This window comes from Rossellomorea sp. NS-SX7 (genome assembly GCF_052828565.1).
On the sequence record NZ_CM128249.1, the window covers coordinates 3,628,227 to 3,646,294 of the forward strand.

The window sequence follows — 18,068 nt, forward strand, 5'->3', positions numbered from 1 at the left end:
CCTTTCCTTATTGAGTAGTAGTAGTTTCTAAAATGTCGAAATAGGGCATGTCACTAATTTCAATACCCTCTTCACTTGTCACATTGATTAAATATTCAACCCTTACTTTCTTCTTCTGGGTTGGTTTATCCTGATATTGATATTCATCTTCAAGGTGGACGGTGGCCAAGTATGTATCAGAATCTACGATGTTCATCGACTTCACTTCAAAAGAAAGATTGTTCATTTGCATTTTTTTTGTGATCGCCTTTGTCAGGTACTTTTTCTCCTCCATGTACCGTTCAGAATCTGGCTCAAAATAATGTTCAACATATGAGAATCCTCTATTATTAAATGCCTCTTCATATTGATCGTAATAACGTAGAAGCATTTCTGATACATCTGATGCGCTTACCTGAACATTACCTTCGGACTCTGCATTCAAATCATCAAATGAGGCTTCAGCCATATCATTCTCTACGACCTGCTTTTTTGTATCTTGTATGATGATGTCATCTATTAATAGGTCATTATCCGCTACTGCTCTTAATACATATTCTTTCGTTCTTTCAAAATATGTCTCTATCCCCTTATCATCAATAAAAGTAAACGTCTCAAAACTACTCACCGTATACTGGTTATCATCTGTTTTCTCAATATTAGAAACCTGGTTTTCTCCAAACTCAAACCTATAGCCTTTTCCTTCTATAGAAGAGAAGTATTCCTCCATTTCCTGATGTTCTTCTGTGTCAGAGAAAAAATAGGGTTCAACATAAGAAAAGTCTTCACTATTTAATGCTTGCATATAGTCTGATCGATACTCATTCATGAACGAATAAATCATTTGTTCATCCACAATATAGGGGTTTATTGTTTCGTTCTCTATTGAATAAGAAACTTGGTTGATTTTAAGCTTGTTTGATTCAAAGCGATCCTGTATGAATGAGTAATGGACCTTGAAAGTTCTCTCCGCTTCTTCCCACGAATAGTACTCTGTAGTGGTGACATTAATCTCATCAGACGAATACTCTATTTCTTCTCCTGTAATCTTTACTAAATCTCCATCCGTCAACTTCTCATGATATGGAATAAAACCTTCCCAGCCTTCATCAGTGAAATATTCACTATACAACAACTCCAGCGAACCCGTTGGATTTTCCATCTCGTTATGGAGGCGTGTCAAGAAATCTTGAATAGCACTTCTGTCAAACAGGCTTTCAAGTTCTGTTTGACTCTCTTCTTCATACGACATTTGTTCGATAGTATTGGAATCTGCCTCATCATCCATATACGAAGCATCATCAAAGCTGCTTGTCCCTTGTGAATTATTAGGATCTTCAAGAATGAGATAGGCGAAAACGGAAAGGACTACAAGACAGACTGTTATTCCAATCCACTTCTCTCTTCTATCTTTAATCGTCCTTTTCACACTTCCTGGGTCGTGTTTAAGTGAAACAACCAACGGAATCTGAATCGACGGTATAAAACGAGTTCCCATGCCGGGAATGTTAAACTTTTCGTATGTTTTCATCTTGAGGTGTGGAAGTGAAAGAAAAGAAGCCAATGTGTCCTTGAATTCACTATATGGAAAGTCATCATAAAGTTCTTCAATATCCTCCAATGACCTTTGAACTTGTTCATAGGCTAAAAGTGGAGTAATGGATTCATCCACTGTAAAAAAGAACGATTTTACTTGATGTATGAATGAGTATATCCAGTCAAAAAAGCTCGTTAACTTTTCTGTATAACTTAGAGTAATCTCTTTATAACTAATCTTTATTTCTTTTACCTGTTCATTCCATTTTTCAGTCCGTTCTTCTATCTGAATCTTACGTTCATCGAAATCAGATTGAATGATGGATTGAATATTCCTATCCAAGTTTCGGAATACATTCTCTAATTTACGCTTTTCCTCCATGAGTACTTGTCTTTTTCTAGTGAATGTCTCTACCCGTCTATTGAATTTATCCTGCTTATCAGAGTATTGTTCAACCTTGGACACACCAAATAAACGCAAGCGGGAAAGATTGGACCATTCAGTTTCCAAGCTGTTATTTTCTTCTAGTAACCGCTCATATTCTTGTTGGTGATTCTCCATGTTTTTTTCATAGCTTTGAAGTTTAGGCAAGACTTTATCCCACTGATCTTTAATCATTTTGCGTTTAACTGGATCTTTAATAGGACTTACTATACTGTCAACATACGCTCCTGGACTTGTATTGTATTTAAGTGTGCCCAGTGTGGTTATCCAATCTGCATTAAGTTGCTTCGTTTCTTGATGCTGCTTCAGTACCTGCTCTTTTTCCTTCGCAAGGGAGGGATAGATAGTTGAATGAAAATCCTTGATTTTAATAAAGTTACGTTGTAAGGAGTAGGAGGATTTTTCTTTTAATAACATGCGATCCAACAGATCGATCGGCTCTTTCAATTTTTGAAGAATACGCTCAATCTTTTGGTCCGATTGCCCTTTTAAATCCTGAAACAGTTTCTCAACAGCACTCCAGTTACTCCACTCCACCATTTTTTTGTCCTTTTCTACTATTCCGTTTAATGCTTCTTTAGCAGATACCCCCACCAGTTCATCAATTAAGGGGTATAGACGTCTCAAGTTGAAGTCCAGAAAGCTTTCCAGTTCATCCTCTTCGTCATCTAATTGATCAATCCGATTTACGATACCTATTGGTTTAATCTCATAATCTTGAAGTTTCTTTAACCATTCAAGCTCTGTCGATGTTCCGACATTAAGAGAGTGGAATAACCATATCGCTACATCTGCCCGTTTTAAGAATTGTTCCGTTGCACGGGTATGGTCTTTATTTAAGGAAGTAAGTCCGGGACTATCCACTATGGTAAATGTTTTTAAAATAGGAGAAGGCAAATAATACTCAACATACGCTAACTTACTGCGTATAAATTTGGACTTACCTTCTCGTTCTGCAGTTAATTCATCCAGCCAGGAAGGTTCATATTCCTTCGTTGTACCGTCCGTGAAATGACCAATCACTTTTTTCTTCATACCGAATTTAAGCTTTGTTACCATTGCCGTCTCCGGCGTAACATTGGATGACAGTACCTTTTCACCTAACAAAGCATTAATAAAAGTAGTCTTCCCGGAATTGAATTCTCCCGCAACCATAACCAGTAATTCATCTTCCAAATCCTCAGAAATCTGCCGTAAATCTTTCTCAATCTGTTTAAATCTATTGTCTTTCGAACTTAGCTCTATCCAGTGTTGCATACCTTTTCGAAATCCTTCTTTCCAACTCATGAGGCATTCCCTTTTCCATATATATTAGTAGTTTAGTAATAGTCTATAGGTAACGATATATATAAAATTATATCCTATTATGTAATATATTGTAACTGTGCAGATAAAACATTTGGGTCCGAACTCGGTAAGGAATTGGACACCGCGATGAGCAAGTGACACTTCCCTTAGATTTGGGTTAGTTCCCTCGCCGTTGATTAGAACTACTGATGCGAAATAAACCAAGGGGGCTGGAACAACGGCTCTAAAACCGGAGTTCCTGTCCCCTTGGTTGTAATCCCCAGCTTATTCGCTGCCAGGACGGATGATAGCATCCCTTCCGCCGCCCAGCGACAAAGCTCCCAAAAAGGCGATCGTCTCAGGACACCGGAATGATATTTCCTCCGTGCTTAAGAGTACACCGATGGCCATTGATAAATCATAAAGCGGCCAGTCTTTTTAATTCCGAGGCACCACTTTAAAAAGAAATACCTCCTCAATCTCAAAAACCTAGCTGAGTGGGGGCAAAATATCCGTATCCGTTATCTCAAACTAACTAACTTCTCAAAAACACTCATAACAGTCTCATAATTAAGTAGTAATATCACACCCTTACTATACTCACTACAACAAACTACAACACAGAAAACAAAAACGACAACCAGTAACAAAATTACCAAACTTTAGTTGTAGTTTTTTGTAGCAATTTATACTACACTTATTTAGCAGAAAAACTTAATGTTGCTAATACTTAAGAGTTACAACTACTAAGGAGGTGTACAAAAATGAAAAGAATAGAAGAACACTGGGATGAGAATGATCGAAAACTTTTATACCAAACTGTTAAAAAGGAGCTAGAGCAAGGTAAAACAGTTGAAAAGGCATTTAATTATGCAAGTAGACTTTTTAACAAGCCCGCTGAACAGTGTAGACATGTTTATTTAAAATACGAAGCAGAACATGGGTACGACATGAGAGATGAAGATAATAAAAAGGTTGTTATCAAAGGAGATGAAAGTATAGTGAATCCTAAACCAAAAGATTTTGACTTACTATCCGAAATGATCGAAGCTTATAAGTCTGGAAATACTATAACCAATAGTATCAAGGCAGTGAGTGAAAAACATGGCCTTAATTTCGTATCAGTAAAGGGTCGATGGTATAAACTCATGAAAGATGAGGAATTCAGGAAGAAATTTAATGAGGAAAAGGACAAGTTTGATAAGAATTTAACTCTATCAACCTCTGTTTCTAAGGATAAGCAGGCATCTAAAAAGGAAGATGTCCCTCAAATAAATCAGGACAATGAAAAGAAAAATTCTTTTATTGATATGCAAATCAATTTCTTTAATGAATTTTATCAGAACGTTAAAAACGATCCTGAAGTTCTATCTAAATTGGATATGTATAAGGACATGTCAGCAAAGACGACCGAACTAGAAAACAAATTAAAGAAAATACACACAATCTCCAAGCACGAGGAAAAATAGAAGGAGAATAATACATGAAGATTAATAAAATCATTGCTGAAGTAAAACGAAAAAAAACAACGTATGCGAGACAAATTGAGCGGCTCCAAAATGAAGGCAAAGAAACTGGTGCCATAGAAAAAGTAGTAAATAAAAGCATAGATAACCTTACTGATGGGATTTCATCATTTGTCATTTTTGGGGAGCCCCAAAGCGGGAAAACGGAGATGATGATAGGCCTATCTGGCAAACTGATTGAAACAACCAAACGTTTAATCATTGTGTTAGTTCCTGATAGTTTACGATTATTAGGACAAAATACCAATCGTTTCATCACTTCTCGCATTAATCCAAAACCGAAAATTCTCCACGAATTCCTGGAGGGAGAGATCTCTCCTACCAGAATCGTTCTTTGTAAGAAGAACAGAGTAGATTTAGAGAATTTGATTATGAAGACACAGGGTATGAGTAAGGTGATCATAGACGACGAGGCAGATACAGCCAGTCCAAATGGAAAAATAAACAAGAAAGAAAGGACTAAAATTAACGAACTTATTGAAACGCTTTTAGAAGAAGACGGTATTTATATAGGGGTAACCGCGACCCCAGCCAGACTGGACTTGAATAATACATTTAAAAACAGAATAGAGAATTGGATACACTTCCAATCCCATTCTAATTATGTCGGTAAAGATGTTTTCTTCCCTGCATCTAATGAAGATATCTCCTATAACATTGAATTTATCGAGGACACTCCTTCTAATGAAGAGCTTGAAAAAGCTATATTATATTTTATATTGGATGTTGCAATGGTCAACGTTTTAAAGAATAGCTCAGAAAAAAATTATGCTTTTCTTGTACATACATCCGGTAACAAATCTAATCATACCGATGACGCAGGGACAATACGGAAAGTTTTCGATGTCATTTCTAATGACAAACATCCAGAATTTGATATATACATCAAAAGGCTCGCATCATTAGTCAAAGAGAACATTTCTAGTACCAGCGAAAGAGAAAAAATATTGGAATATATTTTGATCAATATCACTAATCACACCGTTATTAAAGTGAATAGCGACAAAAATAAAACGTATGTTGATCTTTCCGAACAAATTCCAAACCTTTTTACCGTTCCTGTAGGTGGAAATATGGTATCAAGGGGTCTTACCATCGATAATTTATTGGGCATGTATTTTACCAGGGACGTTAAAAGAATGCAGCAAGATACGTACATTCAGCGGGCCAGAATGTTTGGAAACCGTAAAGAATACCTCGACTACTTTCGTCTTTGGATTCCAGAAAAACTCTTTATGTCGTGGAGAAGTTGCTTTATTTATCATGATTTTGCAATAGAGTCCATTAAATCAGGTATGGGAGCCCCTGCTTGGGTTGCGGACGAAAAAGTGTTTCCCGTAGCAGCAAACAGCATCGATAAACAAACAATCAACGTACAAACAAATGAAATATCATTTGAATCTTTCTATTGTGATGCCGAAGAAGTCAAAAAGATAATGGATGGTTCTAAAACTCCGATTGAGATGCTGAGTGTTCTAAATGAATCATATGGAAATCAATGCCTGCCTAACTACATCATTAACTTTGTAACAAAGCATAGTAACCAAAAAGATATTGAAGTGAACATTGATTATAAAGAATCCAGAATTAAAAGACGAACTTCAGAAAATCAAAACACTGTACAGCATAGATTTTGGATTTGCTTCATTTCTCAAAATAAAGCCAAAGTTTTTTATAGTTTTTCACCTAAGAAAATGAAGTATATTTCAACTAACACTTTGTAAGATCACAAAGAGCATCCCGGCTAAGTGGGAGAGCCGTTCGATGCTCTTTTCAAAGACAACAAGAAATAGGAGCTGTGATCCTCTCTCTTTATCAACTCTTCTATTACTTTTCCATATTTATATAAAAATCATAATCTGAACCTTCCCCGGTTAATCACTTGTCAATAAGGCACCACTTCGCAAAAAGAAGTGCCTCCTCAATCTTAAAAATCACTTCTTTAGCGCATTAACGCTGGACACTTTAGCTGGGTGGGGGTCAGACCCCAATATTCCCCAATAAACAGGTACAAAAAAGAAGCAAGAGACCCCCCTGCTTCTTTTTCATATCTATCAATATACCCAACTAGCAGTAACCATTTTCCTCTTAGTATAAAATTCCACACCATCCGAGCCATTAGCATGAAGATCTCCGTAGAAAGAATTTTTCCAACCTGAGAACGGAAAGAATGCCATTGGTGCCGGTACACCTATGTTGATCCCGAGCATTCCTGCTTGTATTTTTTCTCTGAAGTATCGGACATTGCTGCCATCCTGAGTGAATAAGCATGCCCCGTTTCCAAATTCAGATAGGTTTGCCACTTGGACTGCCTCTTTTAAATCTTTTACTCTCACAATAGACAGGACAGGAGCAAAAATTTCTTCCTGCCAAATTTTCATATCAGGGGTCACTTTGTCGAAGATGGTAGGTCCGATAAAGAATCCTTTCTCGCATGCTTCTTTTCGACCATCTCTAATCAATTGGGCTCCTTCTTCTTCTCCTGATTCGATGTATTTTACCGTTCGTTCTAAATGCTCTCTACGGATGACAGGTCCTAAAAAGACAGATTCATCTAAACCGTCTCCCATTTGGATTTCATTTGCTTTCTGTACCAAATTCTCCATTAGTGTATCTGCTATACTATCAACAGCCACCACGACCGAGCATGCCATACATCTTTCCCCGGCTGAACCGAAAGCAGCGTTGATAATTTGTCTGGATGCTTCTTCAATTTTCGCATCCTCCATGACAATACTGTGATTCTTGGCCCCAGCTAACGCTTGGACTCGTTTTCCATTCGCTGATGCGCTTTTGTAAACGTACTCTGCAACCGGTTGAGAGCCCACAAATGAAATGGCAGGAACTTGTGGATGATCCAACAACCCATTTACGACATCATGGGCACCATGAACAATATTCAGAACACCGCCCGGTAATCCTGCTTGGTGGAATAACTCAGCTAATCGATTAGCTAATAAAGGAGTCCGTTCAGATGGCTTTAGGACAAATGTATTCCCGCATGCAATCGCTAAAGGGAACATCCAGCAAGGGACCATCATTGGAAAGTTGAATGGGGTGATCCCTCCCACAACTCCGACAGGATATCGATACATCCCGGATTCCATGTTGGTCGCGATGTCTGGAAGCTGCTTCCCCATCATCAAAGTAGGTGCGCCTGCAGCAAATTCTACACATTCAATTCCTCTTTGTACTTCTCCGTATGCTTCTTTGTAGTTTTTACCATTCTCTTTCGTAATAAGTGTAGCCAGCTCATCCCAATGATCAATCAGCAATTGCTGATACTTAAATAGGATTCGTGCTCTTTTCGGTACCGGAGTTTCACTCCATGTTTCGAATGCGATGGATGCCGTCTGAACTGCCTGATCGACTTCTTCCTTTATAGAAAGAGGGACGAATGCCAACACTTCTTCAGTTGCAGGGTTAGGAACAGGGAGGGATGAAGGAGAAGACGATTCGATCCATTTTCCACCGATAAAATTTTTAACCGTTTCTACTTTTGTATCTATGCTCATCTCTTTACACCTTCCCTATCATTAAATGGATGACCATCCTTACTATCATGGATAAACTCTTTAACTTGGTCCACAGTCGGCATGGCATCCGAACAACTGTGGCTGGAGATGACAATCGCTGCTGCAGCGCTTCCAAACTCCATTGCGTCAGGGAGATTCCAGTCTTGCATCAACCCGTAGATAAAACCGGCTGCATACGAGTCTCCCGCTCCAAATGTTTTAATCACATTTGCAGGGAAAATCGGGCTTTCAACCGACTGTCCATCCTTTGTATACGCAATCGATCCCTTCTCACCATGCTTTATGACGACTATTTTCGCTTCATGGTTGAACCAGCCTTTAGCTGTAGACCAATCATTTGGTTCTTCTCTGTTATCGAATCGTTCCATCAGGTCAAATTCTTCCCGGGTGCCGATGATGACATCGCACTTTTCTGCAGCAAGCCTGTAATAAATCGCCGTCTCATCTTCAGACGACCAGGAATACGGGCGGTAGTCAATATCGAAGACGACGACCACTCCGTGTTTTCTTGCATAGTGCAGAGCCGTGAAAACCGCTTCTCTTGAAGGACTCTTGGATAAAGCCGTTCCTGAAATCAATAATGCTTTAGAGTCTTTTATGTACTCTTCTTTTATGTCTTTGGGCTCTAAATTCAGATCTGCGACATTGTCCCGATACATCAAAATACTACAATCGGAAGGACTTTTGATTTCAGTGAACGCAAGGCCTGTCACACTATTATTTGTATCTATTACAACACTTGAAATGTCTATATTATTTTCATCAAGGTATTGTGAAATATATCGTCCCATTTGGTCAGCAGCCACTCTTCCAATAAACCCTGTCTTTTTTCCTAATCTCGACATACCGATTGAAATGTTGGCCGGGGATCCCCCTACATATTTTGTAAAAGTAAGGGTCTCTTCCATTGGACGGTTGATTTCATTCGCGTTTAAATCGATGCACAATCTTCCTACACCAATAAAATCGAATGGCTTGGTAGAATCAAAGGTTAATAGAGGCATTTTTCACGTTCCTTTCTATTTAGGTTAAAAAATCCATCAACTTTTTGTCTTAAAAAGCCACTCATGGTTGGGATCGTTCCTGAACTTCCACGTGCGGACAGGACCGGCCATGACATTTAAGTAATATCCTTCATACCCAGGGGGAGCACACACCGGATGATATCCTTTCGGAACCAGCACGGCATCACCATCTTTCACTGTCATGGTTTCGTCCAGCGCACGATCATCTGTGTATACCTTTTGAATCATGAATCCATCTGCCGGGTTCACTCTATGGTAATATGTTTCTTCCAGATAGGACTCTTCCGGTAAGTTGTTTTGATCATGTTTATGAGGGGGATAACTTGACCAGTTCCCCTCGGGTGTAAAAACCTCCACTACAAGTAAACAATCTGCTTCTTTTTGTTCAGGCAATATATTATGGATCACTCTCTCCATATTTCCTGCCCCGCGTATTTCCACCCCTACATCGGCCGGCTTAATCAGTCTCGCGCCATAAGTCCCATTTCCCGGTGCTTTACAAAGGGCAAATTGAAGCGGGGTGTTGGCTGTAATTGTTAATTGGTCACCAGGAGGGGCATACACTGCATAAGGAGGAATCTTCTCAAAAATACTCATTCTCTCTCCAATGTTCTCCCATGAACATTCCGCTGTTCTCACATCTGCCAATCCTGTCAGTAAAACGACACAAACCTCGGTTTCTTCAGTGGAAATCCTTGTTTCTTCCCCTTCTTTCAATAAAAACACTTCAAATCCAACGTATTCCCAACCAGCACTCTCAGGGGTGATCTCCATGACCTGCCTTCTTTGGTTGGGGTTATGACTTGGAACGATTAATTTAGACATATCTTCCACTCCCTTCACACTATTCCTACTACATTTCATTCAGGATGCGATCAAGATACTGTTTGGAACGCTTGGCATGTTCATAAGGATTCTTCTCATCAGGGTCCTGCTCTGCTTCCACAATCAACCACCCACGATAATCCATCCTTTTGAGCTCATCAAAAATCGGCTGAAACGGTATGACTCCATCTCCTGGTACAGTAAATACATTTCTGAGAACAGATGACTTAAAATCCACCTCTTCTTTTCTAACTGTATCCAGGACTTCTTGCCGGATATCCTTTAAGTGAACATGCTTCACACGGTCTTTATAAGCTTCAAGTAAAGACAACGGATCTGCTCCAGCATAGTAGGCATGCCCACTATCAAATAACAAATGAACGAGTTCAGGATTTGTTTCTTTCATAAGACGATCGATTTGCTCCCGTGTCTCTACATTGGTTCCCATATGATGGTGATAAACGAGATGAAGTCCTTGCTCCTCACATATTGCACCAGCCTTTTCAATGCCTTCAATCACTGACTCCCACTCTGAATCAGACCATTCCCGTACATTTTTCTCATTAGGGGGTCGGCGGGGATCTCCGATGGTAGATCCCCCTATATCGCAAGTGACAACCGTTTTGCATCCCATTTCCTTAAGAAAGGACACATGGCGCGTAAATGCTTCAAGCTCCTCCGCATGCCTCGTATGTTCCGAAAACAGTACACCCTTCCACTGAGATGCGAGTTTCATCCCTTTACTAGATAGGAATGCTTTTAATTCCGTCACTTCCTGTGGGAATTTCCTGCTCATTTCGGTACCTGTAAACCCTAATGACGACATTTCAGAAAGGATGGTATCACCAGAATAATGATCTCCTAATGAAAGCACATCTTCATTTGCCCAATTGATCGCTGAGATACCAAGCTTAATCGTTTCCACCATTGTCTTCACCATCCTCATTTAGCAAATGGGGCATCCCATCAATATTTTTTGGCAAGTTCGATACTTGATTTCATTTGTTTATGAGCCTTCGTTACTTTGTCACTTTTGGATACTTCCGCCACATCCACTCTCCACCATGAATCATAACCATCTGTATTCGTACCCGGGACAACACTCATATGAATGAGAGTCGATGTCGTTTCTTCTTTGGCTTTGCTTATCGCCATTTGAAGTTCTTCAATTGTCGAGACAGAATAGGTATTTACACCAAGCGCTGCCGCGTAGGATGCGAAGTTAATCGGCATATACTGACCCGTTAAATGACCCGTGTCATCTGAACGATACCGAAACTCATTCCCAAACCCTTCACTGCCTTGGCCACGCTGTAAATTATGGATACATTGATAGCCGTGGTTATCAAATAATAAAATATTGATCTTCTTACCTTCCTGGATACTTGTTACGAGCTCAGAATGAAGCATTAAGAAGCTGCCATCCCCACACATGGCATAGACCTCTTTTGCAGGTTCTGCAAGCTTCACTCCGAATGCCCCGGAAACTTCGTAACCCATACAGGAGAAACCATATTCCAGGTGGTAATCCTTTGGAGAATGGCTTCTCCATATACGATGAAGATCACCCGGGAGGCTGCCTGCAGCACCGACGATTACAGAGTCTTCTCCAAGCAGTTTGCTTAATTCGCCGATCACCCTTGTTTGGGACAAACCTTCTGGATGCTCTTCTGCAAACAGTCGATCCACCTCATGTCTCCATTCAACATTCAGCGATGAAATTCGTTCCGTGTCGTGACCTGATTGATAGGACACTCTTATTAATTCGTTACTTAAGGAACTCAATGCTTCCTTTGCATCTGCCACAACCGACATACCACTCATTTTCATGGCATCCATAGCGTTTACGTTGATGCTGAGCACCTCTACTTCAGCGTGCTGAAAAGCTTGTTTTGAAGAAGTGGAGAAATCACCCAACCTAGTACCGATCGCAATCACCAAATCAGCTTCTTTGGCTAACCTGTTAGCCGAAGAGGAACCCGTAACACCTATGGCCCCTACATTCAATGGATGATCCCAAGGCAGGCAGCTTTTCCCTGCTTGTGTTTCAGCAACAGGGATATGGAAACGTTCAGCGAAATCAACCAACTCTTCTGTGGCAAAAGAATAATGTACGCCGCCTCCTGCGATGATGATTGGATTCTTTTTTGACCTTATCAACTCGACTGCGCGTTGGATGATTGTAGATGGTGCCGGCTTACGATCCAAAAAGTGCGTTCTCTTTTGAAAAAACTCAATGGGATAATCGTAGGCTTCGCTTTGAACATCCTGCGGAAGGCAAAGCGTAACCGCCCCTGTCTCGGCTGGGTCTGTTAGGACACGCATGGCATTTAGAGCAGCAGTCATCAGCTGTTCCGGCCGTGTAATCCGGTCCCAATATTTACTTACAGCCTTGAAGGCATCGTTCGCAGAAATCGTGTAATCCATAGGATTTTCAATCTGTTGCAGGACAGGGTCCGGCTGCCGGCAGGAAAAGGAATCTCCAGGTAATAATAAAACAGGGATGCGGTTCGCAGTGGCTGTCCCTGCAGCAGTCACCATATTTAATGCACCAGGACCGATAGAAGTCGTACAGGCATAGGTTTCAAGCCTGTTTTTTTGCTTGGCAAAAGCAGTGGCAGCATGAACCATTCCTTGCTCATTCTTTCCCTGAATGAAGTTCAGTTCATGGTGCTCGTGTTCCAAGGCTTCACCTATACCGCTTACATTGCCGTGACCAAATATGCCAAACACACCTTTAAAGAACTTTCTTTCGGAATGATCCATCTCGACATACTGTTGATCTAGAAATTTAATCAAGGCTTGCGCCATCGTTAATCGAATTGTTTTCATGTCATAACACCTCCTGAAGGATTTCAGCAACCGCACCTTGTTATTGCCCATTACCAAGTTCATATTAGAGAGTTATCTGACCAACTTACTTCAAAGGAACCATTGTATCCAACTTCACAGCCTGCCCTGTTTCAAATGATTCCCTTGCTGCCCTTGCAATGCGCTCAGCATGTAGGCCGTCCCTTCCATCACAAATAATGTTCCTTTTATGAAGGATAGTTCCAATGAAAGAATTGATTTCCTCTACATAGGAATCTTTATATCGTTCTAGGAAGAAATATTTGGGTTTATCACGGTGGACGCCCGTTTCGGTGCTCACCTCCACTGTGGTGGGATAATCATTCTGTACAGTGACAGACCCGTTTGACCCAAACACTTCCACTCGTTGGTCATATCCATATACCGCTTTACGGCTGTTATCGATGACGCCAACCGCACCATTCTCAAATTTCAAGGAGATGATCGCTGTGTCGATATCCCCATTCTCAGCAAACACCGGATCGATCAGGCTCACTCCATTCACGAAAACTTCCGTCACTTCACTTCCGCACAAATATCGAGCCATATCAAAATCATGAATGCTCATATCCATAAACATTCCGCCAGAGGATCTGATGTATTGTTCTGAAGGTGGTTCTGGATCGCGTGACGTAATTTTCACAATATGAGGCGTACCGATTGTTCCTCCTTGAATGAGCTCGAAAGCCTTTTTGAAGTTGGGATCGAACCTGCGATTGAACCCTACTTGAAGAACAACCCCTTCCTCACTGACAACTTGTAACGTCTCCTCTGAATCTTCTACGGAGAAACTGATCGGTTTCTCGCAGAAGATATGTTTCTTTGCTCTCGCTGCTTCTTTGATGATGCTTGTATGTGTATTCGTAGGGGAACAAATAAATACGGCATCTATCTCATCATCTTCCAATAGTTTTCTATAATCATTCGTCGTCTTCGTGATACCAAGGGAGGCCGCCCAATCATCAAGGGTATCCGATTGAATATCCGACACGATCTTAAGGTTTACATCTGGGTGATGAACCAAATTTTGAGCATGTAATTTTCCGATCCTTCCAGCTCCGATGATGCCTATCGTCAATCTTGATTTACTCATGTGTCCTTTCTCCTCCTTACATAAATCGTTAGATTAGTAGATTGATAAACTACAGTCTGATTGCAAACCTGAATTTCGCATCCTCTTCGTACCACATCGGAAAGTTTGTACCCCACACATTGTTATATAAATTGAAGTGAAAACCACCTTCAAGAGATGGGAATGTATTATCAAGCTCCAGTAATCGCGGTTTACCTGGTGATACCAATGGAGCGTCCTTTGATTCAATCAAAACCTGACCGTCAGCACCATGATAGGCTACCCCCGTTTGTACAGCGTGAAGATTCCGGTTTCCATTTTTCACTACTTCCAAAGGCGAAACCCACTCACCGATTTTGTCCATTTTCCATAAGTTATCGTTATCTACTATCGGGGCAAATGAAAACCAGATAGCTTCAGGTAATCGGTTCGCATCCTTATCAAACCAGTTCAATTCAATTTCGATAGTAGATTCAGTTTTACTAAAAAGATAGGAGAGTTCTATTACTCTTGGAGCTCCAAACTCTTCAGCCGCTAGATGGGGAAGGCTCAGCCTTACATGTACGTGATCGGCTTTGTTATCCGTATCATGAAGAATCGATTCCACTTTAGGTTTATACCACTCATGTGTTGGAATGGGGTTGAGTAGGTCCATTCCAGGTTTTCCTTGATCAGCTTCAGACCAACGATATGTCTGCCCGATATTGACGACATATTGTTGAAACCATGTGTGATAGTTTTCTACACCGAATGTTTCATATGCGAACACCCCTAATGGCTGCTGCTGACTCGCCCTAATCTTACCGGAAGAGTCAATTAATTCGGAGATAGACCCATCGTTTGAAAATGCCACATCGAAAGTTCCGAGACGATACTGACAATCCACATTCATTTCTTCTCCAACCAATTTTTCTCGTCGCTTTGGTGTTAGCTGTTGAAAAGCCTGTTTTACTTCTAGCTGTTTATCTTCTGATAAGAAACTGATCGCTTTTTGTAAGTAGGCTCTTTGTTCCTCCCATGAGCTCTCAAAGAAGCGATAGCTTCTTTCTTCCCAAGCTGTTGAAAATAACTGTTCTGACAGGGCATCGAATTCATTCATAGCAAAGGATCCTATGTAACTATATTTGTCCGGTACTGCATCTTTAGAAATCAGATTTTGTTTTCGAGCCTTATGAAAGTCCTGTTTCGCGTAGTTTCTGTAATCATTCAAGTACTTCTTTTCATCAAGTCCCCATGTATGTTCCGGGATTAACAATAATGCATCTAAAAACCCCTTATACTCCTCACTGGTCTCTACTAATCTTCCTTGATCCAGCCATTTATCCCTTAACCTGAGAAGTTCACGGTAATGAGATATTTTCCTAGGGTCAGTGCCTGCGCCGTGTATCCAAGTGTCCCCGATTTCTTCGTAAACAACAGGTAGTCGATGTTTGACGGCTCTAAGTTTCACTGCAAAGTCATCCATGGTTGACGCTTTGATCACAGCATTCGGAAATTTCTTGCCAAGTTGGTGAAACTCATGTTTGATCTCTTCTATGGAAGGTGGTCCACAATTATCTCCAGTATGAGCGAATACCATGACTTCATTGATCCCGTCTATTTTGAGGACATCACCATAGTTATCCGCATAATTGACAATCACTTCTGATCCATCGGTTCCTCTCCAGCAAAATAGATTGGGAACGTTCGGTACTTTCGATGCCGGATTCACACCTAAATGTAAATATTCAATCCCATTTTTCACTAAAGAAGATATCATCGCATTCGTATGACCAGGCACGTCAGTCATTTTCGAAGAAATCGTCTGCTTCCCAAATCTCTCATCCAGTTCTTTTGAGATCGACAACGCATGCTCCAGGAGACGACGATCCATCAATTCTGTATGAGTAGTAAACGGTAAGCCGTGCCAAGCAACGTATCCTTTATAAACGGCTTCTTCCATTCTCTTTACCTGTTCTTCATTCGCCCTTTTTAAATATTCATGAATGAGCCAGGAGCCGGTCGTCCAAACGAACTGGACCTCTCCTCCCTCCTGGGCAAGCTGTTCGCTTAACTGTATGGCCTTCGGTATATAGGAACTCATATATTGATTGGTTACATTTTCTTCAAGGTCTGTAAATCCAAGATCTAAGTGCGTCTTGAAAATCACATGCACCACTTCGATATCCTTCATGCCTTTCACCTCTGGTTCTTTCTTAATTGGTCAAGTGGTTCGTTGTCATATTTATTAAATTTTTTAAGCTTAATTCAAGACTGTCCAGTGGCTTTCCAGAACACTCATCCTGTTCCACCGCATACCACTTAACACCGTTTTGTTCACCCCAGTTCAGAATGGGAAGAAAATCGATACACCCTTCTCCAATTTCAACAAAATCTTTTCGATAATTATTACTCATATCCTTAAGGTGTAAAATCGGCATGCGGTAAGAAAATTGCTCAATGTAATCAAGGGGATCAAAGCCGGCTTTTTTCACCCAATACGTATCGATTTCAGGGAATATACGAACCCCATCTTCAGGAGTTAGCAGATAGTCCAGGGCCGTTTCACCATCAATGCTCGTCATGAATTCGAAATCATGATTATGATAGCCAATATTCAACCTCAGAGGAGCAGCCTTACGTGAAATGTGAATCAACTCTTTCTTTGCCTGAATATACCCTTCAGCATTTCTCATCTCTTCATCTAAATAAGGGCAGATAATATCATTCGTTTCAAAAAGTCTCGCTTCCTCAACTACCTTTTCAAATTCATTCTTCAATCGAACCAATGGTACATGCATTCCTGCTGCCTTAAGCCCTGCCTTCTTCATGACATGGGCTATTTCTTGTGCTTGATAACCAAATAAACCATCTATCTGTACAGCTTCCCACCCCATATCCTTTAGCTTCCATAACACGCCTGGAAAGTCTGAGCTTATTTCCTTTCGTAAGGTATACAATTGGGCTGCAAATTTATGTTTCATCGTTCTCTCTCCTTCCACCTATGTTCATCTAACGGATTTTCCCCGATACATCTTCCTTTAGGTTCAGCCAGTTCATTTCCTCTGACGTAAGGATGATGTTGGAACCTGCAATGGAAGATAGTAGTTCTTCCTTTGTTTGAGGACCAATGATCGCACCTGTTAAAAACGGCTGATTGAGAACATATGCCAGAGCGATCTGAATAGGGGATGCCCCCTTTAATTCCGCCAGCTTTTGTGCACGCTTATAGCGCTCCCAGTTCTCTTCATGATAGTAGACCCTTACCATTTCTTCGTTATCCATCACATCAGGTGAGAATCGCCCGCTAAAGAATCCGCCTGCCTGGGAAGACCATGAAAATAGTGGCATCTTCTTACCGATATGCCAATCAAGCATTTCATCGTCTACAGATACACACCCAGGCCATCTTGGTTCATTGCACTTTGCCAGGCTTAGGTTCGGACTGTTGAAGGTAAATCCGATCAATCCGTGTTCAGCGGCATACTCATTTGCTTCCTGAATGCGCAGATGTGTCCAATTCGAGGCACCAATTGCATGTATCCTCCCTGCTTTGAGATGCTCATTCATGGTCTCAATGATCTCACCGACTTCAACTGTTTCATCATCTCGATGCAGTGCATAAAAATCGATGTAGTCCGTTCGAAGACGCTCGAGGCTTTCCATGAGATCCTTCTCTATTGCTTTAGGGGTTAAACGCGGGCCTGGTTCCCCATCATCCGGATGGGCACCTTTGGTCATGATATACAGATTATTTCTGGCACCGCTCTTTTCCACCCACTCTCCTAAAATAGACTCGCTGTCGATATATTGATGAGCAGTATCGAACATGTTGCCTCCAGACGCCACATAATCATCCAACATGGAGAAAGCCTGCTCCTTGCTCTCATATTCATAAAAGTGAGCTGTCCCCATAATCAAACGGGAACAGCTTTTTTCTGCATCCTTTTTATCTTTAACCGTCTTTAATGTGTGATAGTTCACGAGGTGGTTCCCCCTTCTAATCTG

The 18,068-nt window shown here is 40.9% G+C and carries 12 protein-coding genes; 2 read left to right on the top strand and 10 right to left on the bottom strand.

The window, feature by feature from the left end; all coding sequences use genetic code 11:
• Positions 1–7 precede the first annotated feature (7 nt).
• Entirely contained in the window at positions 8–3,247 is a 3,240-nt protein-coding gene (locus tag ACUXV2_RS18025) for a TcaA NTF2-like domain-containing protein (protein ID WP_446244527.1), read from the bottom strand.
• Positions 3,248–4,011: 764 nt separating this feature from the next.
• Between ACUXV2_RS18025 and ACUXV2_RS18030 the strand changes: the two genes are divergently transcribed.
• Together ACUXV2_RS18030 and ACUXV2_RS18035 are read left to right on the top strand one after the other, a co-directional pair.
• Entirely contained in the window at positions 4,012–4,716 is a 705-nt protein-coding gene (locus ACUXV2_RS18030) for a hypothetical protein (RefSeq protein WP_446244528.1), read from the top strand.
• Between the two features lie 14 nt (positions 4,717–4,730).
• Complete coding sequence (locus ACUXV2_RS18035; RefSeq protein WP_446244529.1) at positions 4,731–6,497, top strand: Z1 domain-containing protein; 1,767 nt, start codon at positions 4,731–4,733, stop codon at positions 6,495–6,497.
• Between the two features lie 330 nt (positions 6,498–6,827).
• On the opposite strand, the gene ACUXV2_RS18040 is transcribed toward ACUXV2_RS18035, so the two are convergent.
• The 9 genes from ACUXV2_RS18040 to ACUXV2_RS18080 form a co-directional block, all read right to left on the bottom strand.
• Positions 6,828–8,288 carry a CoA-acylating methylmalonate-semialdehyde dehydrogenase gene (locus ACUXV2_RS18040; RefSeq protein ID WP_446244530.1) on the bottom strand — a complete coding sequence of 487 codons (1,461 nt, stop codon included), beginning with the start codon at positions 8,286–8,288 and terminating at the stop codon, positions 6,828–6,830.
• Entirely contained in the window at positions 8,285–9,313 is a 1,029-nt protein-coding gene (iolC, locus tag ACUXV2_RS18045) for a 5-dehydro-2-deoxygluconokinase (RefSeq protein ID WP_446244531.1), read from the bottom strand. Before iolC ends, ACUXV2_RS18040 begins: the two co-directional genes overlap by 4 nt.
• A 36-nt stretch (positions 9,314–9,349) precedes the next feature.
• A complete protein-coding gene (iolB, locus tag ACUXV2_RS18050; protein ID WP_446244532.1) occupies positions 9,350–10,159 on the bottom strand; it encodes a 5-deoxy-glucuronate isomerase in 810 nt (269 codons plus the stop codon).
• A 28-nt stretch (positions 10,160–10,187) separates the two neighbouring features.
• Entirely contained in the window at positions 10,188–11,087 is a 900-nt protein-coding gene (gene iolE / locus ACUXV2_RS18055) for a myo-inosose-2 dehydratase (protein WP_446244533.1), read from the bottom strand.
• Between the two features lie 38 nt (positions 11,088–11,125).
• A complete protein-coding gene (iolD, locus tag ACUXV2_RS18060) occupies positions 11,126–12,991 on the bottom strand; it encodes a 3D-(3,5/4)-trihydroxycyclohexane-1,2-dione acylhydrolase (decyclizing) (RefSeq protein WP_446244534.1) in 1,866 nt (621 codons plus the stop codon).
• An 85-nt stretch (positions 12,992–13,076) separates the two neighbouring features.
• Positions 13,077–14,102, bottom strand: coding sequence for an inositol 2-dehydrogenase (iolG, locus tag ACUXV2_RS18065; protein ID WP_446244535.1), 1,026 nt, complete (start codon positions 14,100–14,102; stop codon positions 13,077–13,079).
• Between the two features lie 49 nt (positions 14,103–14,151).
• Positions 14,152–16,254 (bottom strand): DUF5054 domain-containing protein, encoded by a 2,103-nt coding sequence (locus tag ACUXV2_RS18070; RefSeq protein WP_446244536.1) that lies wholly within the window; start codon positions 16,252–16,254, stop codon positions 14,152–14,154.
• 22 nt (positions 16,255–16,276) lie between these two features.
• Complete coding sequence (locus ACUXV2_RS18075; RefSeq protein ID WP_446244537.1) at positions 16,277–17,044, bottom strand: sugar phosphate isomerase/epimerase family protein; 768 nt, start codon at positions 17,042–17,044, stop codon at positions 16,277–16,279.
• Positions 17,045–17,072: 28 nt separating this feature from the next.
• On the bottom strand, positions 17,073–17,975 hold the full coding sequence (locus ACUXV2_RS18080; RefSeq protein WP_446247105.1) for an aldo/keto reductase: 903 nt from the start codon (positions 17,973–17,975) through the stop codon (positions 17,073–17,075).
• Positions 17,976–18,068 lie beyond the last annotated feature (93 nt).

Excerpts from the sequence above, each read along its gene's own strand:
- iolD (WP_446244534.1), bottom strand. The coding sequence starts at position 12,991 with ATGAAAACAATTCGATTAACGATGGCGCAAGCCTTGATTAAATTTCTA.
- iolB (WP_446244532.1), bottom strand. The coding sequence starts at position 10,159 with ATGTCTAAATTAATCGTTCCAAGTCATAACCCCAACCAAAGAAGGCAG.
- ACUXV2_RS18030 (WP_446244528.1), top strand. The coding sequence starts at position 4,012 with ATGAAAAGAATAGAAGAACACTGGGATGAGAATGATCGAAAACTTTTA.
- ACUXV2_RS18075 (WP_446244537.1), bottom strand. The coding sequence starts at position 17,044 with ATGAAACATAAATTTGCAGCCCAATTGTATACCTTACGAAAGGAAATA.
- iolG (WP_446244535.1), bottom strand. The coding sequence starts at position 14,102 with ATGAGTAAATCAAGATTGACGATAGGCATCATCGGAGCTGGAAGGATC.
- ACUXV2_RS18070 (WP_446244536.1), bottom strand. The coding sequence starts at position 16,254 with ATGAAGGATATCGAAGTGGTGCATGTGATTTTCAAGACGCACTTAGAT.
- ACUXV2_RS18040 (WP_446244530.1), bottom strand. The coding sequence starts at position 8,288 with ATGAGCATAGATACAAAAGTAGAAACGGTTAAAAATTTTATCGGTGGA.
- ACUXV2_RS18025 (WP_446244527.1), bottom strand. The coding sequence starts at position 3,247 with ATGAGTTGGAAAGAAGGATTTCGAAAAGGTATGCAACACTGGATAGAG.
- ACUXV2_RS18035 (WP_446244529.1), top strand. The coding sequence starts at position 4,731 with ATGAAGATTAATAAAATCATTGCTGAAGTAAAACGAAAAAAAACAACG.
- iolC (WP_446244531.1), bottom strand. The coding sequence starts at position 9,313 with ATGCCTCTATTAACCTTTGATTCTACCAAGCCATTCGATTTTATTGGT.
- ACUXV2_RS18080 (WP_446247105.1), bottom strand. The coding sequence starts at position 17,975 with ATGGGGACAGCTCACTTTTATGAATATGAGAGCAAGGAGCAGGCTTTC.
- iolE (WP_446244533.1), bottom strand. The coding sequence starts at position 11,087 with ATGGTGGAAACGATTAAGCTTGGTATCTCAGCGATCAATTGGGCAAAT.